Source organism: Burkholderia sp. Bp9004, assembly GCF_003858025.1.
Classification (GTDB): Bacteria; Pseudomonadota; Gammaproteobacteria; order Burkholderiales; family Burkholderiaceae; genus Burkholderia; species Burkholderia diffusa.
In genome coordinates this window covers 131277-154857 of the sequence record NZ_QTQD01000001.1, presented here as the reverse complement: position 1 = coordinate 154857, position 23581 = coordinate 131277, and the positions used below count along the sequence as shown (strand labels likewise).

15 protein-coding genes and 3 pseudogenes are annotated in these 23581 nt (G+C 68.2%); 10 read left to right on the top strand and 8 right to left on the bottom strand.

Annotated elements, in window-relative coordinates; all coding sequences use genetic code 11:
• Positions 1–41: 41 nt before the first annotated feature.
• Entirely contained in the window at positions 42–1268 is a 1227-nt protein-coding gene (locus tag DIE08_RS00650) for a polysaccharide biosynthesis/export family protein (protein ID WP_124623635.1), read from the bottom strand.
• A gap of 127 nt (positions 1269–1395) precedes the next feature.
• Between DIE08_RS00650 and DIE08_RS00645 the strand changes: the two genes are divergently transcribed.
• Positions 1396–1815 carry a hypothetical protein gene (locus DIE08_RS00645; RefSeq protein WP_124900673.1) on the top strand — a complete coding sequence of 140 codons (420 nt, stop codon included), beginning with the start codon at positions 1396–1398 and terminating at the stop codon, positions 1813–1815.
• A gap of 161 nt (positions 1816–1976) precedes the next feature.
• On the opposite strand, the gene DIE08_RS00640 is transcribed toward DIE08_RS00645, so the two are convergent.
• Positions 1977–3833, bottom strand: coding sequence for a serine aminopeptidase domain-containing protein (locus tag DIE08_RS00640; RefSeq protein ID WP_124900671.1), 1857 nt, complete (start codon positions 3831–3833; stop codon positions 1977–1979).
• A 579-nt stretch (positions 3834–4412) separates the two neighbouring features.
• Here DIE08_RS00640 and DIE08_RS00635 point away from each other — a divergent pair.
• Both DIE08_RS00635 and DIE08_RS00630 read left to right on the top strand, forming a co-directional pair.
• Positions 4413–5672 carry an oligosaccharide flippase family protein gene (locus DIE08_RS00635; RefSeq protein ID WP_059599254.1) on the top strand — a complete coding sequence of 420 codons (1260 nt, stop codon included), beginning with the start codon at positions 4413–4415 and terminating at the stop codon, positions 5670–5672.
• Positions 5673–6173: 501 nt separating this feature from the next.
• Positions 6174–8375, top strand: coding sequence for a glycoside hydrolase family 3 C-terminal domain-containing protein (locus tag DIE08_RS00630; RefSeq protein ID WP_124623627.1), 2202 nt, complete (start codon positions 6174–6176; stop codon positions 8373–8375).
• Between the two features lie 225 nt (positions 8376–8600).
• Here DIE08_RS00630 and DIE08_RS00625 read toward each other — a convergent pair.
• Positions 8601–8927, bottom strand: a pseudogene (locus DIE08_RS00625) (DUF4865 family protein); the annotation flags it as partial.
• A gap of 201 nt (positions 8928–9128) precedes the next feature.
• On the opposite strand from DIE08_RS00625, the gene DIE08_RS00620 reads away from it, so the two are divergent.
• The gene (locus tag DIE08_RS00620) at positions 9129–9716 is read left to right on the top strand and encodes a YigZ family protein (protein WP_124623624.1); all 588 of its coding nucleotides are present in this window, start codon (positions 9129–9131) and stop codon (positions 9714–9716) included.
• A 93-nt stretch (positions 9717–9809) separates the two neighbouring features.
• Here DIE08_RS00620 and ppk2 read toward each other — a convergent pair whose 3' ends face one another.
• Entirely contained in the window at positions 9810–10760 is a 951-nt protein-coding gene (gene ppk2 / locus DIE08_RS00615) for a polyphosphate kinase 2 (RefSeq protein ID WP_059599253.1), read from the bottom strand.
• Positions 10761–11000: 240 nt separating this feature from the next.
• On the opposite strand from ppk2, the pseudogene DIE08_RS00610 reads away from it, so the two are divergent.
• Positions 11001–11336: pseudogene (locus tag DIE08_RS00610) on the top strand (hypothetical protein); the annotation flags it as partial.
• Positions 11337–11410: 74 nt separating this feature from the next.
• Here the strand turns inward: DIE08_RS00610 and ggt are convergent.
• A complete protein-coding gene (ggt, locus tag DIE08_RS00605) occupies positions 11411–13132 on the bottom strand; it encodes a gamma-glutamyltransferase (RefSeq protein WP_124623621.1) in 1722 nt (573 codons plus the stop codon).
• Between the two features lie 398 nt (positions 13133–13530).
• On the opposite strand from ggt, the gene DIE08_RS00600 reads away from it, so the two are divergent.
• From DIE08_RS00600 to DIE08_RS00590, 3 genes are all read left to right on the top strand, one after another.
• On the top strand, positions 13531–14055 hold the full coding sequence (locus tag DIE08_RS00600; protein ID WP_059599250.1) for a metal-dependent hydrolase: 525 nt from the start codon (positions 13531–13533) through the stop codon (positions 14053–14055).
• Between the two features lie 279 nt (positions 14056–14334).
• Positions 14335–18834, top strand: a complete 4500-nt coding sequence (locus DIE08_RS00595) for a DEAD/DEAH box helicase (protein WP_124900669.1) — start codon at positions 14335–14337, stop codon at positions 18832–18834.
• Between the two features lie 131 nt (positions 18835–18965).
• Positions 18966–20240 carry an APC family permease gene (locus DIE08_RS00590; protein ID WP_124900666.1) on the top strand — a complete coding sequence of 425 codons (1275 nt, stop codon included), beginning with the start codon at positions 18966–18968 and terminating at the stop codon, positions 20238–20240.
• An 84-nt stretch (positions 20241–20324) separates the two neighbouring features.
• Here the strand turns inward: DIE08_RS00590 and DIE08_RS00585 are convergent, their stop codons facing one another.
• From DIE08_RS00585 to pcaQ, 3 genes are all read right to left on the bottom strand, one after another.
• Positions 20325–20621: an XRE family transcriptional regulator gene (locus tag DIE08_RS00585; RefSeq protein WP_059598888.1), complete on the bottom strand. Its 297-nt coding sequence runs from the start codon at positions 20619–20621 to the stop codon at positions 20325–20327.
• A 70-nt stretch (positions 20622–20691) separates the two neighbouring features.
• Positions 20692–21051, bottom strand: coding sequence for a type II toxin-antitoxin system RelE/ParE family toxin (locus DIE08_RS00580; protein WP_059598893.1), 360 nt, complete (start codon positions 21049–21051; stop codon positions 20692–20694).
• Between the two features lie 134 nt (positions 21052–21185).
• Positions 21186–22172, bottom strand: a complete 987-nt coding sequence (gene pcaQ, locus DIE08_RS00575; protein ID WP_124900664.1) for a pca operon transcription factor PcaQ — start codon at positions 22170–22172, stop codon at positions 21186–21188.
• A 168-nt stretch (positions 22173–22340) separates the two neighbouring features.
• Here pcaQ and DIE08_RS36500 point away from each other — a divergent pair.
• Positions 22341–22587: pseudogene (locus DIE08_RS36500) on the top strand (hypothetical protein); the annotation flags it as partial.
• 285 nt (positions 22588–22872) lie between these two features.
• Positions 22873–23580 carry a protocatechuate 3,4-dioxygenase subunit beta gene (pcaH, locus tag DIE08_RS00560; protein ID WP_059525082.1) on the top strand — a complete coding sequence of 236 codons (708 nt, stop codon included), beginning with the start codon at positions 22873–22875 and terminating at the stop codon, positions 23578–23580.
• Position 23581 lies beyond the last annotated feature (1 nt).

Below are 23581 nucleotides of genomic sequence, written 5' to 3'. Positions count from 1 at the left end.
GGCGCGACGCGCGGTCGCGATGACGAAATGGGTCACGAGTGTCACGGCGAAATCGCCTTGGCCGTCAGCGCTCCCTGCGCGGACGACGGAATCAGCAGGTTGACGACGCGGCTCCAGCGCACCAGCGGCGACGCATCGACGAACACGACGTCGCGACGCTCGAGCGGAAACTGGTCGGCCAGCGCGAACGACGCGGGCGAACTGCCGTCGAGGTGGTACACCCGCGGACGGTTGTCCGGGCCGCGACGCACGACGAACACCTGGCGCGCGTCCGACGTGTACTGGCTCGCGCCGCCCGTGTCGCCGAGTGCTTCGCCGAGGCTCATCCGGCCGTCGGTCAGCGTCAGCGTCGCGGGCCGCGACACCTCGCCGAGCACGAACACCTTCGCGTCGCTCGCCGCGCGCACGCGCACGAGATCGCCGTCGCGCAGCAGGATGTTCGACGGGTTGACGCCCGCGGCGATCAGCGCCGGCAAGCTCACGTTCACGGTCCTGTCGCCGCGCGTGACCGAGACCTGCGAACGGTCGGCCGTCGGGGTGAAGCCGCCCGCGCGGTCGATCGCCTCGGGCAGCGTCATCGGCATGTCGTTGACGATCTGCAGGCCCGGCGTGCGCACCTCGCCATCGAGATAGACACGCTTGCTGCGATAGGTCTGCACGCGCAGCGCGATCTGCGGCTTGCGCACGTATTCGCCGAGCCGCTTCGTCAGCAGCGCGCGCGCCTGCGCCTCGGTCAACCCGGCCACGTGCACGAGGCCCGCATACGCGAACTGCACGTTGCCGTTGGCGTCGACCGTGTAGCCGGTCGCAACCGAACTGGCACCGACACCGTCGCCGCCGCCCGTCGTCTGCGTCGTCGGCAGGTTCAATTCGGGGTGGTCCCACACGACGATGCCGAGCACGTCGCCGGGGCCGATCGCGTACGGCTTCGGCTTGCCGAACAGCTGACGGATTTCCGCGTCGACATTGGCATGCTGCCCGGCATGCTGTTGCGCGACGAATGCCGGCGTGATTTCGATCAGCTCCTCGCTCGACACGTTCTGCACGCCGTCGAGGCCGCCCGAGCCCGACGCATCGGCGCTCACGCGCGCATTCGCGTCACGGTCGGCAGGCGCCCGATACGTCATGCCCGGCGACAGCACACATGCGCTCAACGCGCACGCGGCCGCCACGATCGCCATGCGCGACAGCCACGGTGCGCGACGGGTGCCGGCCACGCGTGGCCGCGGCGTCCCTGGCGTCGATTCGGGTTGCGTAGTGATTGACATCGTGCCCTTCCAAAACTGTGTGGTAACCCGCCGAACGCGGCGAGTTCCGGTATTACGCTTGCCGGCGCGGCTCGCATCGCAGTGCCGCGCCTCCCTCTACACCGCACGTCATTCCGTACGATTCGTCATGAACTGCTCTTCGTTGCTTTCGTCACTCGTCTGCATCGTCTCGGCCGGCATTGCCTGCGCCGTCAATGCGCAGACGTTGCCCGCCGTCCCGGCCGACGCGCCGGTGTTCGCATCGTCGGCGGGGCTTCCGCCGCCACCGCTGCAACGTTCCGCGCAAGCCGCCGCGACAAGCGACGCCGCCGATCCCGCTGCAACCGCCTCCGGGGCCGCGACGCCAGCCTTCGGGCGTCCCGCCGCCAGCGCCACCGTCCAGCCCGACACGCGCGCCCGTGGCATGCTGCGTCGGCCGCTCGTGCCGGGGCGGCCGCATCGCCCGCAAGTGGTCAGTGCACCCGCCGACGACGTATGGCGCAGCGACAGGTTGTACGAGTCGCCCTACGCGAAGTCGCCCTATGACCAACCGGGCGATCCGGACTGACGCATCCCGGCCGGTCATGCCGCAGCGTGACCGGCGATGACCGATACGGGATTGGACACCACGGCGAACGGCGCGTCTGTGAGGGACCCCACCGAACGCCGATCTTCATAGGTAACGGGGATCGCACCCCGAAGCGCCCGATGCGTGCGACGCAGCACGCATCACGACCGCCCGACCGACACGCTCGCGTACGATCGCGCGGCCGCGTCGGGTGCGGCCGGATCGGCGACGCGCGCGACCGGCCGGGCCGAGTCGCGGCCCAGCGCCTGCATGCACAGGTCGATCACGATGTCCGTGCCCACCGCGCCGTACACCGCATGGTCGACCTGCGGCTCGAGGTGCAGACGCACGTGACGCGAGCGCCGGAACGCGCACTCGATTGCGCCGAAGTGCCGCCGGACATCGTCGATGCCGGGATCGAGCGCGCCGTACACCAGCGTCGTCCATACGTTGCGCTGCGCAAGCGCGTGCATCACGCCGCGTGGCGTGCCGATGCCCGGCTTCCAGCCGACGCGCGCGGCGAGTTCCTTCGCCGGCACGCTGACCCGCGCGATCGCATTCGCGGCCACTGCCCGCACGATCGGCCGAAGGTCGCGCCGTTCTCGCAGAAGACGCTTCCACTTCTGCCAGTCGCGCACCGACAGCCAGTAGCCGCGCACCGAGTTGTTCCGCTGCTTCTGCACCGACTCGAGCGAGAGCCCGGCCGGCCAGACGAAGCGGGCAAGATTGATCGCGATCACGCCGCCGAGCGACGGCGTCTTCACGGCCGCATGCAATGCGGCATAGGCGCCGGAACAAATGCCGGCCGCGGCGACCTCCGGGTGACCGAGGGCGCGCAGCCAGTCCGCGGCAGCGGCAACGTCGTCGCTCGACTGCGCCGAATACACGACGCCCGACTGATCGTCCAGCGCAGCGGGCCCGCTATCGCCGACGCCATGCACGTCGATCCGCAGCGTCGTCACGCCGGCGCGTGCCAGCGTGCGCGCGAGGCGCACGCTGAACCGCCCTTCGCCGCTGCGCGGATTCGTCGACGTGTTCGCGATCACGACAGCCGGCCCCACCGGATTCGCCGGCCGCGTGTCGGCGGGACGGCACAGGACGCCGACCAGCCGGTCCGGACCGACCGCGACGACCTGCTCGGTCATGTCGTGCAAGTCGAGCGCGACGGCCGATTCGCCATTCCACGTCGGATCCGGTCGCGACGGAGTCTCGACGCCAGTCGGCCTACCCGGCGCGCGTTCGGCGATCCAGTTCGCGAGCGTGTCGATCGCCGCGAGCGGCAAGCGCGAGCGCGTGCCGTCCTGCATCGTCGTCGGCCATTCGCGGAACGGATCGCTCGCCACGTCCACGCCGCGCTCGAGCAATGCTTCACGCAATGCCGGCCCGTCGCCCTGCTCGGGCTGGATCAGCAACATCGCGCCGGGCAACGTCGGCGCGTCGCGCACGACGTCGCACAGATCGACCGCCTTCAGCGCCTCGACGAAATCGGCAGGAAAGCGATGCCCGAGCACGTTCATGCACGGTTCGTCGCGATGCGCGACGCGAATTGCGGGCGACGTGGTATCGAGCCACTGGCGATGCACGAACGACAGCTCGCGGAGATAGGTGCGGCCGCGCACCACCGGCGCCAGCGCCACCACCGCGTCGACGTGCGGCGCCGGGCGCGGGCCGACACCCGCGGCGGCCAGCATCGCGAACAGCGCGCCTGCGCGGATCCCGACCAGCGTCAGCGCGGTGACGCCAGCCTGATCGCGCAGCAGGTCGATCGCATCGTGAATGCTGGCGATGCTCGCGGCATGCCGACCGGCGTCGCGATCGTCGCCCGCCGAGTCGCCGGTGCACGGATAGCTGAATCGCAATACCGTGAGGCCCTCGTGGGCCAGCCGCTCAGCGATCGCCCGCATGAGCTTGTGCGTCCACGAAGCCTCGTGACCCAGCGATTCGCACAGGATCACGCCTTGTTTCGTCTGTCCTTCGTGCAGCCACCCCACGCAGCTGCCGAACGTTATCGGCTTCAATTGGTACTCCTCGGATCGGTATTTGTTATCGGACGCGGACGCGCGTTCCGGCGGCTCCACCGGAATCGGCCACTCCACGATCATGTGACTGCGCTACCAGGCACGGCCTTCTGGCAACGGACCTTCGCCGCGCCCCTGCGTGACGTGTTCGAGCTTCGCGATGCGTTGTCCTGGTCCCGCTGCCGGGGACGGCAGGTTGCCGGCCTGAGTCGTCGTCAAGCCTTTCCGCCACGAACCAAAACAGTCGTTCGATTAGAGCACTCGGCCCGAGCGTTCTTCGGTGCGCCAGCTTACAAATGCATTCATCACTGCAGCGATACAACGAGGCCCGCGCTGTCGCGATTCGCGCCGCCCATGCGTACCGAATCCTCGAAAGGTAGGCTCGCGAACACAGTCGCCCCGCTCGGCCCGTATCATGACCGCCATACGATGTGGCCGTGTCCGGCATCGCCGGACGAAGCCGGCGCCAGCCGGAACGGGCCGCGAACCCACGCAGCCGGGTCAGCGCCGACCGGCCGCGCGAGCGCACGGCGGCCCGCACGCCGCCGCCCAGCGACACCCACGGCGCCGACCAAGCGAATGTCAAACCTCAAGAAGAATTTCCTGCTGCTGCTGACGCTGCAGATTTCGATGTATGCGGTGCCGCTGCTGATCGCACCGTTGCTCACGCATGCGCTCGGCCCGGAAGGCTACGGGCAGCTCGCGTTTTCGCTGGCGGTCATCGCGTACCTCACCAACTGCACGAGCTACAGCTTCGACCTGACCGCCACGCCGCGCATCGCGCTCGCCCGCGACGACCGTGCAGAACGCTCCCGCATCTTCTGGGCGACGCTGTATGCGCAGATCGGCATCGCGGTGATCTGTTTCATCGCGCTGGTCGGGCTGATCGTCCTCGTCGGCCGCTTCGGCGAGGACCGCGACCTGCTGCTGATCGGCTTCGGGATGGTGGCCGGCGTGGCGTTCACGCCGGGCTGGTATTTCCAGGGCATGGAGAAGTTGCGCGCGCTGAGCGTGATCCTGTTCATCGGCCGCATCCTGAGCCTGCCCGCGATGTTCGCGCTCGTGCACAGCCCGGCCGACATCGACCGCGCGATGATCGTCAACGCCGCCGTCCCGACGCTGTCCGCGCTCGTGCTGGCCGTCTATCTGTATGCCCAGCGCGAAATCGACTTCGTTCGCGTCGGCTTCGCCGACATCGCCGAATCGCTGAAAGGCGGCTGGCAGGTGTTCCTCGCATCGACGTCGATCGCGTTCTATGCGTCGACCAACACCGTGCTGCTCGGCTTCGTGTCGGGCAACGTCGCGGCCGGCTATTTCGCCGCCGGCGACAAGCTGATCCGCGCTGCGCTCAGCATGCTCCAGCCGCTGAAGGCTGCCACCTATCCGCGCATCAGCTATCTGATGCGGCATGCGCGAAACGACGCGTTTTCCTTCCTGCGCAAGCTGTTCGTCGTGCAGGTCGCGATGGTGCTCGGTATCTCGCTCGCGATCTTCTTCGGCGCGCCGCTCGCCGTGCGCATCCTGTACGGGCCTTCGTACGAACCGACGGTCCTGGTTCTGCGGTGGATGGCCTTCATTCCATTCATGGCCGGGATGACCGACCTCTTCGGTGTGCAGACGATGCTGCCGCTCGGGATGAAGTCCGAATTCACGCGAGTGCTCATGTCATCGGGCATTCTGAACATCGTACTCGTGCCTGTGCTCGCGAAGTACTTCGCCGAAGTGGGCGCCGCCGCCGCCGTGCTGACGGCCGAGGCTGCCGTCGCCGCGGCGCTTGCAACCGTCGTCTATCGCGCCGGCATACCGATGCCCGGCAGTCCCGTCGCGCGGCGCGGCTAGCGCACCGTTCGTGCCACCCCGATTCCCCCCGAGGCGGCCGGAATCCGACGGCATTCCGTTCGATGCGCGCGCAACGAACCGCATCGCGCGGGCACGCACCTCCGCACCCACCTCCCCGCCAGACCCTCGCGCGCAGGTACTTCTTACTCCGCCGCACACGCCGGATCGGGAACGATGACCGTCTTTTCCCCACGCCAAGCAATCGCATCGAAAAAAGATCATACGTATCGGTAGAAACACCGATGCTGTAGTCAAACTACATTCGTACGATTGGTCGCTGCAGAGAATCGCTACATCCGATTCGGCAGTGTCGGACGGTCCGCGTCGCCGTCCGCGTTGTTCGATCGGGCCCAACCGGCCGTAACGATTCCCCGCCTGGCCTGGCATGCCGACGCGCAACCACCCTGCATCGCCAGCCGAATGCGTCCGGTGCGAATCCACCGGGCGTGCGCAGCTCCAGACATCATCCGAACAACGAGCAATACGATCATGGAGAGCAACATGCGGGACACACTCTGGCCGGCCGCCGTGCTGGCAGCGACCCTCTGCACCAGCGCCTATGCAGGCAACGCCGATTTCAATTCACAGGGCGACGCGGCCGACGCGTTCGCGTCTTCCGCCGTGCAGCGGCGCGCCGACCTCCTCGTGCGCAAGATGACGCTCGACGAGAAACTGCAGTTCATCCATTCGCAATACGAAATGTCGAAGGTGCCGAGCGGCGGCGCCGGCTACATCCAGGGTGTGCCCCGACTCGGCATTCCCGATCTCAACATGGTCGACTCGGCGACCGGCTCCGGCAGCACGTCGCTCGCGAGCACGACCTTCCCCGCGACGATCGCCGTCGCCGCGAGCTGGGATCGCCGCCTGTCGTACGACTACGGCAAGCAGGTCGCGATTCAGTTGCGCGCGCAAGGGTTCGGCATGGGTCTCGGCGGCGGCACCAACCTCGCGCGCGAGCCGCGCGGCGGCCGGCTGTTCGAGTATCTCGGCGAGGATCCGCTGCTCGCCGGCGACCTGCTCGCGGAGCGCACGCTCGCGACGCAGCGGCAGAAGGTCATCGCGACCATCAAGCACTATGCCGGCAACGAACAGGAGCACGGCCGGATGGGCGGCAACACGCAGATCGACGAGCGCACGCTGCGCGAACTCTACCTGCTGCCGTTCGAGATCGCCGCGAAACGCGGGCAGCCCGGCAGCGTGATGTGCAGCTACAACCGCCTGAACGGCACGTACGCCTGCGAAAACAATCACCTGCTGAACGACGTGCTGAAGAACGAATGGGGCTTCCAGGGCCAGGTGCAATCCGACTGGGGCGCGACGCACAGCACGGCGGCCGCGATCAACGCCGGGCTCGACGAGGAAGAAGACGTCGGCCCGTCGGTCTACCTGACGCCAGCCGCCGTCAAGCAGGCAATCTCGAACGGCTCCGTGTCGACCGCGCGCCTCGACGACATGGTGCGCCGCAAGCTGGCCGTGATGATTCGCGTCGGTGTGATGGACGATCCGGCCAAGGGCGGCGGCGCGATCGATTTCGCGGCCGCGAACCGGTTCTCACAGGGGGTCGCCGAGCAGTCTATCGTACTGCTGAAGAACGACGGCAACCAGTTGCCGCTGGCGGCCGCGGCGTTGTCGCGCATCGCCGTGATCGGCGGCCATGCCGACGCGGCCGTGCTGTCGGGCGGCGGCTCGGGCAACACGCGCGATCCGGTGACGGGTTCGTTCGCGGGCTGCGGCGGGCTGACGTTCGGGTCGTCGACGGGTTGCAGCTGGTGGCGCAATCCGTGGCTCAAGGTCGACGTGCCGATCGTCGCGGCGATCCGCGCGCTCGCGCCGGCGGCACAGGTCACGTTCGCGGGCAACAGCGACCAGCAGTCGCCGTTCCGCGCGTACACGCAGCAGGAAATCGACCAGGCCGCGGCGCTCGCGGGCCGCTCGGATGTCGCGATCGTCGTGGTCGCGCAGCCGGCCGGCGAGGACTTCGGCGATCTGCAAAGCCTGAGCCTCGCGAACCCGTCGAACCAGGATGCGCTCGTCGAAGCCGTCGCGCGTGCGAATCCGCACACGATCGTCGTCGTCCAGAGCGGCAATCCGGTGCTGATGCCGTGGAAGGACAACGTGTCGGCGATCGTCGAGGCGTGGTATCCCGGCGAGGGCGGCGGCAAGGCCATCGCGAACGTGCTGTTCGGCGCGGTCAATCCGTCCGGCAAGCTGCCCGTCACGTTCCCGGCGCGCGACCAGGATTCGCCGACGTGGGGGCAAAACGGCGCGTTCGAGAACGATCCCGTCTACGCGGAGAAGCTGAACATGGGCTACCGCTGGTACGACGCGCGCAACATCAAGCCGATGTTCGAATTCGGCTATGGGCTGTCGTACACGCACTTCGCGTATTCGGGCCTGTCGGTGTCGCGGCAACGCGACGGTTCGTTGAGCGTCGCGTTTACCGTGCGCAATGACGGCCGCGTCGCCGGCGCGGAAACGCCGCAGGTCTATCTCGGCGTGCCGTACAAGGACGAACCGCCGAAGCGGCTGGTCGGCTGGGAAAAGATCCGGCTGAATCCGGGTGAGGCGCGGCACGTACGCGTGACCGTGTCGCCGCGGATGCAGAGCGTGTGGGACACGTCGCGCAACGGATGGAAGGTCGTGCCGGGCGGGACGGTGTATGTGGGCGCATCGTCGCGCGATATCCGGCTGCAGGGGAGCTGAGCCGCGGAAGTGATCGGAAGCGCCGCGCTCGTCAGTTGCGGCGCTTCCGCTTTCCGTACGCCGGGCACTCGCGCGCCCGACTGCTGCTTCCGCTATCGAAGCACCAGCGCCAGCAGCGTCGCGAGCGCGACGATCGACGCCACCACGTCCGCCAGATGCGCGGCAACCGCATCGGCACTCGCTCCGTTCGGGCGTCTCCAGCAACGGCCGCGGGAGATGCAGCACCTGATACACGGTGCCTGCGCCGCCGTCCTCCGGCTCGTGCTCCGACACGTGCGCCCGCGTCACCTTCCAGTGCGCCGGCTCGATGCTGACGGCGGCCGCCAAGACCCCCGGCTGAGCCGCCGCTTCGCGATTGCACGCAATCTCCCGTGCAAATGTCGCTTCGAGATCGGCATCCGCAGCGATGTCGACGGTCTCGAGTCGAACGAAGCCCGCCGTCGATGCACGCCCCTTGCGCGCGTCGAGCGCAACCTGGACCTCGATCGACGGCCGCTCGAAGCTGTCCGTCACGACCTGGAAGCCATCGTCCGTGCCGAATCCCGCTCCCATTTCGGTGCGCGTCGCGAGAGGTTTCACCGCCGTCGCGCCCGCTCGCGGTATCCTTCGTCTGACGCCGCCGTGTAGCCGTCCCGTTCATCGGCCAGCCACGCGCATGCCGAACCATGCACCGCGTTCACCTCGGCCGCGACAGAAAGCGCCCGCAATGCGGGCAAGCCATTGCATGCCCCGTGCATGCCGACGACGATCAACGTGACTTACACCTTATCCGCTTCCCGCACAACCGAACTCGAAATCCGCAAGAGCCGCTTCATCGCATTCGCGATCCCCGTCGAGGACCGCGAAGCCGCAATGCAGGCGTTGCAGCGCCTGCGCGACGAGCACCCGACGGCCACCCACGTGTGCTGGGCGCTGCTTGCCGGCGGCCAGTCCGGCATGTCCGACGACGGCGAGCCGTCGGGCACCGCCGGCAGGCCGATCCTCGAAGTGCTGCGTCATCACGATCTCGACGGCGTGCTCGGCGCAGTCGTCCGCTACTACGGCGGCGTGAAGCTCGGTGCGGGCGGCCTGGTGCGCGCCTATACGGATGCGATCGCCTCGGCGCTGCTCGATGCCGAGCGCGTCGAACGCATTCGCCACGCGCGGTTCGCGATCGAAATCGGCTACCCGGACGAGGCACGCGTGCGCCGCTGGATCGAGCAGGCGGGTTACGAGCTGGTGGACAGCGCGTACGGGATGACGGTGAGGCTCGTGATCAAGCTGCCGGAAACGGCCGAGGCGGCGGCCAAGGCCGAGCTGTTCGATTTGACGCAGGGACGCTCAGGCTTCCCCGACCTGTGAAATTCCGGCAACCGAGCCGCATTCCCGATCCGGTATGACACGCGCCGCATTGCACGGCGCGCCTCCGTGGTCGATCCAGCCGGCCCGAACCGCTCAATAGACGTCAGGGACGATCATGCTGTCCGGCGTCGGACGGCGAATGTAGTCCTCATGGTGCTCGCGCTGCGGCAGATCGATCGTCGGCCGCGGCACCTCGTGATACGGCACCTGGGTCAGCAGGTGGTGGATGCAGTTCAACCGCGCGCGCTTCTTGTCGACCGCCTGCACGACCCACCACGGCGCCTCGGGAATATGCGTGCGCAGCATCATCTCTTCCTTCGCGGCCGTATACGCTTCCCAGCGACGGCGGCTCTCGAGGTCCATCGGGCTTAGCTTCCACTGCTTCAGCGGATCCTCGATCCGGCTCTGGAAGCGCAGCTCCTGCTCGTGGTCGGTGATCGAGAACCAGTACTTGACGATCTGGATCCCGCTACGCACGAGCATTTTCTCGAACTCGGGCACCGAGCGGAAAAACTCCTCGTATTCATCGTCGGTGCAGAAATTCATCACGCGCTCGACACCCGCGCGGTTGTACCAGCTGCGGTCGAACAGCACGATTTCGCCGCCGGCCGGCAGATGCGCGACATAGCGCTGGAAATACCATTGCGTGCGTTCGCGGTTGCTCGGTGCCGGGAGCGCCGCCACGCGGCACACGCGCGGGTTCAGGCGCTGCGTGATGCGCTTGATCGCGCCGCCCTTACCTGCCGCGTCGCGCCCCTCGAAAATCACGACGAGCCGGTGCCCCGTGCTCACGACCCAGTCCTGCAGCTTCACGAGTTCGCCCTGCAGCCGGAACAGCTCGCGGAAATACTGCTTGCGCGCTTCCCGGCGCTCCGCCGAGAACAGCAGATCCTCGTCGTTGTCGAAGCGGCGGTCGTCGAGCTCCATTTCGAGTTCTTCGTCGTACGCGTCGACGAGGTCTTCCTCGAAACGGCGCCGGCGCGAATCGAGCGATGCCGTATCGGTGAAGTTGTCGGTCTCGGTGCGGGAATCGTTATCGTCCATGCGGCCTCCTTCCTTCAATTGACGCAGCCAAACTCCACCATTATCCCAGTGTCTCGCGTCAAATTGATGAAAAAGGGGCCGATCCGCCCCTCAGAAGCGGAATCCGGGCAGCACGCTGGTCAGCACCGGGTTCGCGGTAATGTTGAAGGTATTGGACGCCAGCGTCCGATTCGGCGGCCCGAATGTCAAGCGTGGTCTTCGTGTGCAACGGGATAAGCCGAGCACGTGACCGAGCGGCATCGCAACCGGCTGCGCGAAGTCGAGGAGCAATTCAGCACCGATCACCGCGAGGCGCTGTCCGCGCTCGAATCAGTCGGCATGCGCATGCGTGCGCTGCAGCAATCGCTGCAGGCGGCGCGGCTCGCAGACGACGCGTCGATGAAAGCGCACCGGGTCGGTGACCGCCCGACGTATGAAACGCTGAACCTGCGGCGCGACATCTCGGGCATCCGGCAGAAGCTGTTCGACCGCCATCTCGATGGGCCCAAGCTGCAGTTGACGCTGAAAAGCGTGCCCGGCACGCTCGACGAGCCGTCGCCGATCGCGGTGGACAGCTTCCTCGAAAGCAACGCGGCGAACGACCGGGGCCGAGCGTCAGGCGACACGCAGCGGCACGACCGCCGCGGCGGTCGCGCATCCGGCCGCCTTCGTCAGTGAATGATCCGCGTGACCCCGCGTCCGCGCGGATCGGCCATCGCCTCCGGCGTCTTGCCGTCGATCTTGATCACCTGGATGTCGCCGCTGAAGTCCTGCCCCTTCAGCGTGTAGCCGCGAGCCTCGATCTGCTTCGCGAGTTCGCCTTCGATCGGGTGGTACGGCTCCCAGAAGATCGTGTTCGGCGGCAGCAGCTGGTGATGGAAACGCATCGCGCCGACGGCTTCCTTCAACGGCATCTTGAAGTCGTAGATGTTGTTGATCACCTGGAAGATCGACGTGAAGATCCGCGAGCCGCCCGGCGTGCCGATCACGAGCGACACCTTGCCATTCTTCGTCATGATCGTCGGCGACATCGACGACAGCGGGCGCTTCTTCGGCTCGATTGCATTCGCATCGCTGCCGACCACGCCGAACATGTTCGCGACGCCCGGCTTCGCGGAGAAGTCGTCCATCTCGTCGTTCAGCACGATGCCGGTGCCGTCGGCGATCACGCCCGAGCCGAAATAGCCGTTGATCGTGTACGTGTTCGACACCGCGTTGCCCCATTTGTCGACGACCGAGAAGTGCGTCGTTTCAGCCTTCTCCGGCATCGTCGTGCCGAGGCCCGGCTGCACGCTCTTCGTATCCGACGGCTCCTTCGGGTTGACTTCGCCCGCCCGCTTCGCAATGTATGCGTCGTCGGTCAGCTGTGAGATCGGCACCTTGTAGAAGTCGGGATCACCGAGATACTGCGCGCGATCGGCGAACACGCGCTTCTCGATTTCCGCGACGAGGTGGATGTATTGCGGCGAGTTGAGCTTCACGCCCTCGAAGTCCTGCTTGAGGTCCGCCTTCATCTTCAGCAGCTGCACGAGGCCGATGCCGCCCGAGCTCGGAGGCGGCGCGGTAATCACGTCATAGCCGTTCCACTTCGCCTGCACCGGCTGGCGCCACACCGCACGGTATTGCGCGAGATCCTCGGTGGTGATCAGCCCGTTGCCGTCGCCGGTCTTCATCGATGCGGCGATCAGCTCGGCCGTCTTCCCCTTGTAGAAACCTTCCGCGCCGTCGTTCGCGATGCGCGTGAGCACGTCGGCGAGATCCGGCTGCTTGAAGTTCACGCCGGCCTTCAGCCCGGAGAAATATTTGTCGAAGTTGGTCTTGCCGCCGAACTCCTTCGATGCGTCGACACCGCGCTGCGCGAGCTGTTCGTCGACGACGAAGCCGTCGCGCGCATAGTGGATCGCCGGCGCGAGCACCTGCTTCCACTTCAGCTTGCCGAAGCGCTTCTGCGCTTCCCACATGCCCGCAACCGTGCCCGGCACGCCGACCGCGCGCGGGCCATACAGGCTCATGCCCTTGACGACGTTACCGTCCTTGTCGAGATACATGTCCTTCGTCGCGGCGAGCGGGGCACGCTCGCGGTAGTCGATGAAGTATGGCTTGCCGTCCTTGTAGATCGTCATGAAGCCGCCGCCGCCGATGTTGCCGGCTTCCGGATACGTGACGGCGAGCGTGAACGCGATCGCGACGGCTGCGTCGATCGCGTTGCCGCCTTCCTTGAAGATCCGCTCCGCGGCGTCCGCGCTGTACTTGTCGGCCACGGCGACCGCCGCGCTCGTGAGGACCGCCGGCTGCGGGCCCTTCGCATAGGCCGGCGCGTTCGGCAGGAAACCGATGCCGGCCACCGTCGCAAGCACGACAGCGGATGATTTGAAGCGATTCAGCATAGTCATTGCATGTCTCCCATGTGGATCTCCTTCAGGCAGGAAAGGCACCTGTTCCGCTCACGACCGCCGGCGTGCCGACGGCCATCTCCGGTTTCGTAGTATAGGGGGACAAAAAGGGTCGAACACATGACGTGCAACGAAAGCGCACGCGTTGTGCGCGCGTGGTCACGTCGAGGTGTCAAAACAGGCCGGTGGATCGGTCGAAATTGCACGCGATACGCATCATCACGCAGTGCACAAAACCGAAAGTTGCGAACTGCGCGGCACGCCGCGCAGCCCGTGCAAAAAAATCTTCAAACGTCGCTCCCACTGCAACGGACGATCTGCGAAGATAGCGCCCCGCTTTCGCGCCGCATCATTTTTTTCTTGCACGCGCAGCTTCACGTTTCTTCGTCTCGCTTCCTATGGCATCACACAATGCGCATCATGCGTCCGGCTTCGCGGCCGGCGTCGCCGCCGCCGTCCTCGTCGCACAAACCGGCGCCACGGGCCCGTGGCACTTGGGCATGTTCGCCGCGTTCGCGGCGGGCGTCGCGGGCGGCACCGCGCCCGACTGGCTCGAAGTCGCCTGGTGGACCCGCAAGCGCCGCTTGTGGATCACGCACCGCACCGTCACGCATTGGGGCATCGGCTGGATCGCGCTGCTCGCACTCGGGTGGCACGGGCTCATCCATCATCCGCATCCGCTGTGGGCCGCGCCGCTGTTCGGCTTCGCGTGCGGCGGCGTGATGCATCTGCTCGCCGACTGGCCGAATCCGCTCGGCGTGCCGTGGATCTGGCGGCGCCATTCACTGAACCTGTGGAACAGCGGGCATTGCGACCTGATCGTCGTGGCCGCCGCATGGGGCGGCACGCTGTGGCTCGCGCAGTCGCTGTGGACGCGTGCACCGCTGCTCGAACACTGGCTTGGCTGGTTGCATCGCGTTTAGTTGCGTGTAGTCGCGTGCAGTTGCGTGTGGCCGCGGATCGAGCCGCGCAACCGCCCGACGCACGTCGAACGCGACGCCCTCCTCTCGCCGATCCGGCACCCGCGGCCGAACGGGTGCCGTTCCGCGCGCCCGTCTGTTGAAATACCGACACCGCACCTCATCTGAATCTCCGGCGCGCGCGTTCCCCCGCCCGCCGTGCCCGGCACGCACACGCGACGTCTGGCACACTGACGATTCGTGCGCGCCGCCCACGCGCTCGCACCCCAATTCAACGCTCCGATGGACGTCACCGCTACCCGCCCTGCCGCCAGTGCGCTCGACGTGTTCCACCCGGCCGTCGCCGCGTGGTTCCGGCGCACGTTCGCCGCGCCCACCGGCGCGCAGGCGCTCGCGTGGCCGCACATCAAGGCCGGCCGGTCGACGCTTGTCGCCGCGCCGACCGGCTCCGGCAAGACGCTCACCGGATTTCTGTGCGCGCTCGACGACCTCGTGCGCGATGCGCTCGCGCACGACGGCGCGCTGCCCGACGCGACGCTCGTCGTCTATGTGTCGCCGCTGAAGGCGCTGTCGAACGACATCCACGTGAACCTCGATGCGCCGCTCGCCGGCATCGCCGAGTCGCTCGCGCAGCTCGGCCTGCCGGTGCCGGCGATCCGCACCGCCGTGCGCACCGGCGACACCACGCAGGCCGAACGCGCGGCGCTGCGCAAGCGCGCGCCGCACATCCTCGTGACGACGCCGGAGTCGCTGTACGTGCTGCTGTCGTCCACGTCGGGGCGGCAGATGCTGTCGAACGTGCGTTCGGTGATCGTCGACGAGATTCACGCACTGGCATCGTCCAAGCGCGGCAGCCACCTCGCGCTGTCGCTCGAACGCCTCGACGCATTGACCGGCCGCGCGCTGCCGCGCATCGGGTTGTCGGCCACGCAGAAACCGATCGACGCGGTCGCGCGTTTCCTGGTCGGCGGCCCGGCCGACGCGCCGCGCGACTGCACGATCGTCGACACGGGCCACACGCGCGAGCGCGACCTCGCGCTCGAACTGCCGAACGTGCCGCTCGAACCGGTGATGGCGACTGACGTGTGGGAACAGGTGTACGACCGCATCGCCGCGCTCGCGGCCGCGCATCGCACGACGCTCGTGTTCGTGAACACGCGACGCACCGCGGAGCGCATGGCGCGCCATCTCGCCGACCGTCTCGGCAAGGACGCGATCGCGGCGCATCACGGCAGTCTCGCGAAGGAGCATCGCTTCGAAGCCGAACAGCGGCTCAAGCGCGGCGAATTGAAACTGCTCGTCGCGACCGCGTCGCTCGAACTCGGCATCGACATCGGCGACGTCGATCTCGTGTGCCAGGTCGGTTCACCGCGCGGGATCGCGCCGTTCCTGCAGCGCGTCGGCCGCTCGGGTCACCATGTCGGCGGCGTGCCGAAGGGCCGCCTGTTCCCGCTGTCGCGCGACGAGCTGGTCGAATGCGCAGCGCTGCTCGACTGCGTGCAACGCGGCGAGCTCGACGCGTTGCGGATTCCCGAAGCGCCGCTCGACGTGCTCGCGCAGCAGATCGTCGCCGAAGTCGCCTGCGCGGAATGGCAGGAGGACGCGCTGTACGCGAGCTTCACGCGCGCCGCGCCCTATGCACGCTTGTCGCGGGAACGCTTCGACGACGTGATGAAGATGCTCGCGGAAGGCTTCACGAGCCGGCGCGGCGTGCGCGGCGCGTATCTGCATCGCGACGTGGTCGGTGGCACGGTGCGCGGGCGCCGCAACGCGATGATGACCGCGACGACGTCGGGCGGCACGATTCCCGACATGGCCGACTACGCGGTGCTGCTGGAACCCCAGGGCATCCAGGTCGGCACGGTCAACGAGGATTTCGCGATCGAGAGCCTCGCGGGCGACGTGTTCCAGCTCGGCAACCAGTCGTACCGGATCATTCGCGTGGAAACGGGCCGCGTGCGTGTCGAGGATGCGCAAGGCCAGTCGCCGAGCATTCCGTTCTGGCTCGGCGAGGCGCCCGGGCGCAGCGACGAATTGTCGGCGGCGGTCGGCCGGCTGCGCGCGCGGCTCGACGGGCTGTTCGCCGAAGGCGATCGGCCCGCGAAGGCCGGTGAACGCAAGCACACGAGCGGCGACGCGGCCGGCAAGACGAGCACGCGCGGCAACGCCAGGCAAGCGGCACAAGCCCGTGCCGCCGCCGATTCGCCCAACGATGCCGTCGGCACCGCGATCGAACCGGCCGAAAGCCGTCTCGCGCCGGCGCTGCGCTGGCTCGTCGACGATCTCCATCTGTCGCCCGATGCGGCCCGCCAGATCGTCGACTACCTCGCGCGCACGCGCGCGGCGCTCGGCGCACTGCCGACGCAGGACACGCTCGTGATGGAGCGCTTCTTCGACGAATCGGGCGGCACGCAGCTGGTGATCCATTCACCGTTCGGCAGCCGCATCAACCGCGCGTGGGGGCTCGCGCTGCGCAAGCGCTTCTGCCGCAGTTTCAACTTCGAGCTGCAGGCCGCCGCGACCGACGACGCGATCATTCTGTCGCTGTCGCTCGCGCACAGCTTCGCGCTCGACGAAGTGTGGCGCTACCTCCGCTCGGCCAGCGCCGAGCATGTGCTGGTCCAGGCGCTGCTCGACGCACCGATGTTCGGCGTGCGCTGGCGCTGGAACGCGACGACCGCGCTCGCGCTGCCGCGCTTCACCGGCGGCCGGCGCACCGCGCCGCAGCTGCAGCGGATGAAGAGCGAGGACCTGCTCGCGACCGTGTTCCCCGACCAGGTCGCGTGCCTCGAGAACATCGTCGGCGAACGCGAGATCCCGCATCATCCGCTCGTCGACCAGACGCTCGACGATTGCCTGCACGACGCGATGGATACCGACGGCTGGCTCGCGCTGCTGCGCCGGATCGAAAGCGGCGCGATCGAGCTGATCGCGCGCGACCTGCCCGCGCCGTCGCCGCTGGCGGCCGAGATCCTGAACGCGAAGCCCTATGCGTTCCTCGACGACGCGCCGCTCGAGGAGCGCCGCACGCAGGCCGTGCAGTCGCGCCGCTGGAGCGATCCCGAATCGGCCGACGATCTCGGCGCGCTCGACGCCGACGCGATCAACTCGGTGCGCGACGAAGCATGGCCGCTCGTGCGCGATGCCGACGAAATGCACGACGCACTGCTCACGCTCGCCTGCGTCGCCGACAGCGAAGCGCGCGCGCACGAAGGCTGGCCCGAGCGGCTCGCGGAACTGGCCGAACGCCGGCGCGCAACGAAACTCGTCACGCCGGACGGCGCAGCGGTGTGGGTGCCGGTCGAACGGCTGGTCTGCATGCGCGCGCTGCACCCCGACGCACGCGTCGCGCCCGCGCTGAAGGTGCCCGCCGCCTGCGCGCAACCATGGGAAGCCGATGCCGCGCTCGTCGATGTGATCCGCGCGCGGCTCACCGGCTTCGGGCCGCTGATGCTCGACGCGATCGCACGGCCACTCGGCCTGCCGTCCGCGCAGGTCGCGACCGCGCTTGCGGCACTGGAGCGCGAAGGCTACGTGATGCGCGGCCGCTTCACACCAGGCGCGACGAGCGACGAATGGTGCGAACGCCACCTGCTCGCCCGCATTCATCGCTACACGGTCAAGCGGCTGCGCCGCGAGATCGAACCGGTCGAGCGCGCCGATTTCATGCGCTTCCTGTTCCACTGGCAGCACCTGACGCCCGACACGCGCGGCACGGGTCGCGACGCGCTCGCGGCCGTCGTCGCGCAGCTCGAAGGCTACGAAGCCGCGGCGAGCGCATGGGAAGACGCGCTGCTGCCCGCGCGCCTGACCGACTACACGGCAGGCGGCCTCGACGAGCTGTGCCGCTCGGGCAAGCTCGTGTGGACCCGAATCGGCGCTCCGGCCCGCGCGGCCGGCGCCCCCGTGAAAACGACGCCAGTCGTGCTGCTGCCGCGCCGCCACCTCGGTGCATGGCAGGCGCTGCGCGACGCGGACCCGCAACCGGCGCTGTCCGCGCGCGCGACGCAGGTGCGTGACGCACTCGCCAAGCATGGTGCGATGTTCTTCGACGCGCTGCTCGACGAACTGCACATGCTGCCCGTCGAACTCGAACAGGCGCTCGGCGAACTCGTGTCGGCCGGCCTCGTGAATGCGGACAGCTTCGCCGGGCTGCGCGCGCTGTTGAAGCCCGCGGTCAAGCGCAGCGCGACGTATGCGCCGCGCACGCGGCGCGGCGGCGCGCTGATCGGCGGGATGGACGACGCCGGCCGCTGGGCGCTCGTGCAACGCGCCTCGGCATCGGACGATGCGCCCGCACCGAAGCGCGGCCCGGCCGCGACCGATCCCGACGCACTCGAACATATCGCCTGGACGCTGCTGCGCCGCTACGGCGTGGTGTTCTGGCGGCTGCTCGAACGCGAGGCCGACTGGCTGCCGAGCTGGCGCGAACTCGTGCGCGTGCTGCAACGTCTTGAAGCGCGCGGCGAGATTCGCGGCGGACGCTTCGTCGCGGGGCTCGCGGGCGAGCAGTTCGCGCTGCCGGAAGCGATCCCGATCCTGCGCGAACTGCGTCGCCAACCGGGCGACGGCCAGTACGTGTGCGTGACGGGCGCCGATCCGCTGAACCTGGCCGGCACGTTGTTGCCCGGCGACAAGGTGCCCGCGCTGGCCGGCAATCGCGTGCTGTTCCGCGATGGCGTGCCGGTCGCGTCGCTCGTATCGGGCACGTTCCACTACGTGCCCGAGCTGCCGCCCGCTGCACGCGAGGATGCGCGGCTGCGGCTCGCTCGCCGCTACTGACATCGGCTGACACGCGGCACGTCGCGGACTACTGAACGCCGTGCCGCATCGCCGCGCCCGTTCGGGTAGCATCGAGCGATTCACCGCGCGGCCGACCGCGCCCAGAACAAGCCTTCCGGAGACTGCCCTTCATGTCCTCGCATGCCGATTCGCCCGCCGCTCATCACGCGGGCTCGCTGACGATTTTCCAGGGTGCCGCGTTGTATATCGGCGCGGTGCTCGGCACCGGTGTGATTGCGTTGCCCGCGCTCGCCGCCGAGGTCGCAGGCCCTGCGTCTCTACTTGCGTGGGCCGCGCTCGTCGTGCTTTCGGGGCCGCTTGCGGCCACCTTCGCCGCACTCGGCGCGCGCTATCCGGACGCGGGCGGCGTATCGACCTACGCGCGACGCGCGTTCGGGCCGAAGGCCGCGGCGATCGTCGGCTGGTGTTTCTATTTCGCGGTGCCGGCCGGTGCGCCGGCCGCCGCGATGTTCGGTGGCGCGTACGTCGCGGCCGTCACGGGCGGCGGGCATACGACGGTCATCGTCACGGCTGCCGCGCTGATCGGGACGGTGTCGGCCGCGAATGCGTTCGGCGTCACGGTGTCGGGCCGCATGCAGCTGGTGCTGTCGGCGCTGCTCGTCGCGCTGCTGCTGGCCGCCGTGCTCGCATCCGCGCCACATGCGCGCACGGCGAACCTGCATCCGTTCGCGCCGCACGGGTGGCTCGCGGTCGGCCAGGCTGCCGCACTGCTCGTGTGGAGCTTCGCGGGCTGGGAAGCGATCACGCACCTCGCGGCCGAATTTCGCCGCCCCGCGCACGACATGCCGCGTTCGGCCGGCATCGCCGTCGTGGTCGTCGGCTTCCTGTATCTGTCGGTCGCGGCCGCGAGCGTGACGGTGCTCGGGCCGTCGGCCGGCGCGTCCGGTGCGCCGCTTGCGGAACTGATCGCGGGCGGCATCGGCGGTCATGCGCAGGTGCTGGCGGCCGCGGCTGCGCTGCTGCTCACGCTCGGCACGATGAATGCGTATTTCGCGGGCGCGGCCAAGCTCGGCGCGGCGCTCGGGCGCGACGGCGCACTGCCGGCGTGGCTCGCACAAGGCAGCCAGGTCGGCGGCGTGCCGCGCCGCAGCCTCGGCGTGATCGCGATGCTGGCGGCCGTCGCGCTGGCCGCGACGACGCTCTCGAACGTCGGGCCGAAACCGCTCGTGCTCGTCACGTCCGGATGCTTCGTGATGGTGTACGGGCTCGGCGCGGCCGCCGCGCTGAAACTGCTGCCGCGCGGCGGCATCGCGTATCGCTGCGCGTGGATTTCGCTGGTCGCCGTCGCCGGGCTGTTCCTGACGACCGGATGGTATTTCCTGTGCCCGCTGCTGCTCGCGGGCGGTGCGCTGCTGTATCTGCGGATGGCCGGACAGCGCACGTGATCGCGCGCCGGTGCCCGTGTGCGGACGAGCGTGCGCCCGTCGCCGCGATGCACCGGCCCGCCGCGCGCCGCTTCGCCCGGCGCGTCAGGCGGGCACGAGTTCGAAGCTGAGCCGTTTGCCGAGCGCGGTGGCGGCGCTCGCGAGCGTCGCGAGCGTGAGGCTCGTATCGGTTTCGTCGAGCAGCCGGTTGAGCGCGGCGCGACTGGTCTTCATCCGCGCGGCCATCGCGGTTTTCGTGATGTGCTGCGCCTTCATTTCCTGCCCGATCTGCCACGCGATCACGCGCTTGATCGCGGTGGCGGTGGCCGCTTCGAGGTGGCCGTCATCCTCGAGGAATGTATCGAAGTCGCTGCCGATATGCGGGTTGTTCGTGGTCGTCATGAGTACTCCAGTGCATGGCGTTGCCGGCCGACCCATCGCCGATCGCATGCGGCGGCGCGGCCGGGGGAATTCAGATGGCGCGCGTCAGCGCTTTCAGCCGCGCGACGGTCACGTCGAGATCGTCGGACGGCGTGGCCTGCGACTGCTTGAAGAACGCATGCAGCAGCACCATCGTGTCGCCGACGATCGTGAACAGCACGCGCGCGCTTCGCCGCGGCAGCATCACGCGGATTTCCCAAAGATCCGCCGACATCTTCCGGACCAGCGGCATGCCCAGCGGCCAGCCGAGTTGAACGGTCTTGATCTCTTCGCCGATCATCCTGCGCTCGATCTGCCCGAGCGCCTCCAGCCATTCGCGCACCGGCTCGTTACCACGCGCGGTGCGGAAGAACCGCACGCCGAGCGTGATCTGAATCTGCTGTCTCGCCATCGTCGTGTCATCGAGCGTATCAAAAACGGTACGATATGCCAAGCATGACGAGGCCCGCTACTGACCGAACGGCTAACGAATGGAGGTGAAACAACGACGGCCGGACACCACCCGCCCACGCCCTGGTCGGTGTCTCAACGCGCGCGACGAGCCGGCTTGCGCGCGCCGCGGGGCGTGCGACGGGTGAGCGCATCGCCGAACCGCGCCTGCGCGATCTCGCGCACGGCGTCGATCAACGTCCGGGCGACGGGCGACGGTTGCGCATCGGTGCGCAGGATGAGCCCGACCGGCTCGTCGGTGCCCGCGGACGGCAGCGCCAGCCGCGCGAGTGCACCAGCCGACAGGTCGTATTCGGCCGCATAGAGCGGCACGAACCACACGGCGTCGTTCTCGAGCGCAAGCGCCCGCGCGACCGACACCGACAGCACCTCGATGAACGAATCCAGCGGCGGCGCGCCGCATGCGCCGAGCAGTTGCTCGGCCGACTGGCGGATCAGCGTGCCGTACGGCGGCAGCACGACCGGGTAGGACGCGAGTTCGGCAGCCGGCGCGGCGCTCGCCAGCAGCGGATGGCCGGCGCGCACGACCGCGACGAGCGGTTCGTTGTACAGCTGCTCGAACGCAAGCCCGATCATCCGCTCCGGCTCCGACAGGCGCCCGATCGCGCATTCGATCGTCCCGGCCTTCAGGCGCTCGAGCAGCTCGGCATTCGCGGCCGTCGCGATCCGCACCACGATGCGCGGCCAGCGTGCGGTCAGCGCCTTCATCAGCGCGGGTGCGAGCGATGCCGCAACCGTCGGCAGCATGCCGATTTCGAGGGTCGCCGCGGCCGCGCCGCCCTCGCGCGCGAGCAGCCCGACGCCCTGCCGCAGCGCCAGCACGCACGCATTCGCATGCGGGATGAACAGTTGCGCTTCGCGCGTAGGCTGCGCGCCGTGCCGCCCGCGTTCGAACAACTTCACGCCGAGGATCGACTCCAGTTCGGCGATCGTCTTCGACACGGCCGGCTGCGTGATTGACAGGCTTTCGGCCGCCTTCTGCACGCCGCCCAGTTGCGCGACCGCGAGAAAACACTGCAGGTGCCGGAACTTGACGCGGCCGTCGGCGATACGGTTATTCATAACGAGCAGTTATGGGAGTGGCGATGAAATGCCATTTTGCATAACTTTCCGGAAAGACCCAAGCATTCGGCGTGGTATCACGCATGACGCCGCAGCGCGTGGAATCCGGTCGGCTCCCTGATCCGTTTCGCGATCAGCAGAGCCGTGCCGCGCTTCTGCCCGAGCGGTGCCGACGGCGAACGCATCGCGCTGGCCCGCCGCGTCGCGGTACCGAGCGCCGACGCGGAGCGCAACGTGCACGCGCCGGCCGAACGGCGGACCGACGCGCGGCTCGGCAGCCGCGTCGACCTGCTGGCGCAGCGCGGGTTCTGCGCGAACTACGTGAGCGACGTGCTCGGCGCCGACCGCACCGCTGCGCACCGGCACGCTATCGCTCGAATTCGACGGAATCGTCTTCGATCCCGCCCGACGGTAACGCCTCACGAACGACGGGCACGCCCGGGAAGGCCGGGTAACAACAACGAAACACAAGAAAGCAGCGACGGGCTGGCTGGAGGGCCGTGCCTGGCATCGTCATCGACGACGCGAAGCCCGATCGCTCTCTCCGCCGGACAGGCGGCCCGTCCGCCGGATTTTCACTGGCGCCGCAGAACATAACGAATGGTTATGCAATTCGCTAAAAAAGTTCATTTTTCATAACTTTCCGGATTGACTAAAGTCTTGCCATCCACTTCGCGAAATACCTAACAGGAGACGCCCGATGGATTCCCCCACGATCCTCACGCCGCGCGACTGGCCGTCGCATCCCGCGTATGTCCACCCCGAGTACCGTTCGTCGGTGAAGCGCGGCCCGACGCGCCCGATGATCCCGTTGAAGGAAAAGCTGCGCGACCAGTTCGCGCCCGTCTACGGCGCCGAGGATCTCGGCGCGCTCGACCACGACCTGACGAAGAACGCCGTGAAGAACGGCGAGCCGCTCGGTGAACGCATCGTCGTCACCGGCCGCGTGCTCGACGAAGGCGGCAAGCCCGTGCGCAACACGCTCGTCGAGGTATGGCAGGCGAACGCGGCCGGCCGCTACGTGCACAAGGTCGACCAGCACGACGCGCCGCTCGACCCGAACTTCCTCGGTGCCGGCCGCTGCATGACCGACGCCGAAGGCCGCTACCGCTTCCTGACGATCAAGCCCGGCGCCTATCCGTGGGGCAACCATCCGAATGCGTGGCGTCCGAATCACATCCATTTCTCGCTGTTCGGCGACTACTTCGGCTCGCGCCTCGTCACGCAGATGTACTTCCCCGGGGACCCGCTGCTCGCGTACGACCCGATCTTCCAGGGCACGCCGGAAGCGGCGCGCGACCGCCTGATCTCGCGCTTCTCGATGGACATCACCGAAGAAGGCTATGCGCTCGGCTACGAATTCGACATCGTGCTGCGCGGCCGCGACGCTACCCCGATGGAGCGCTGAA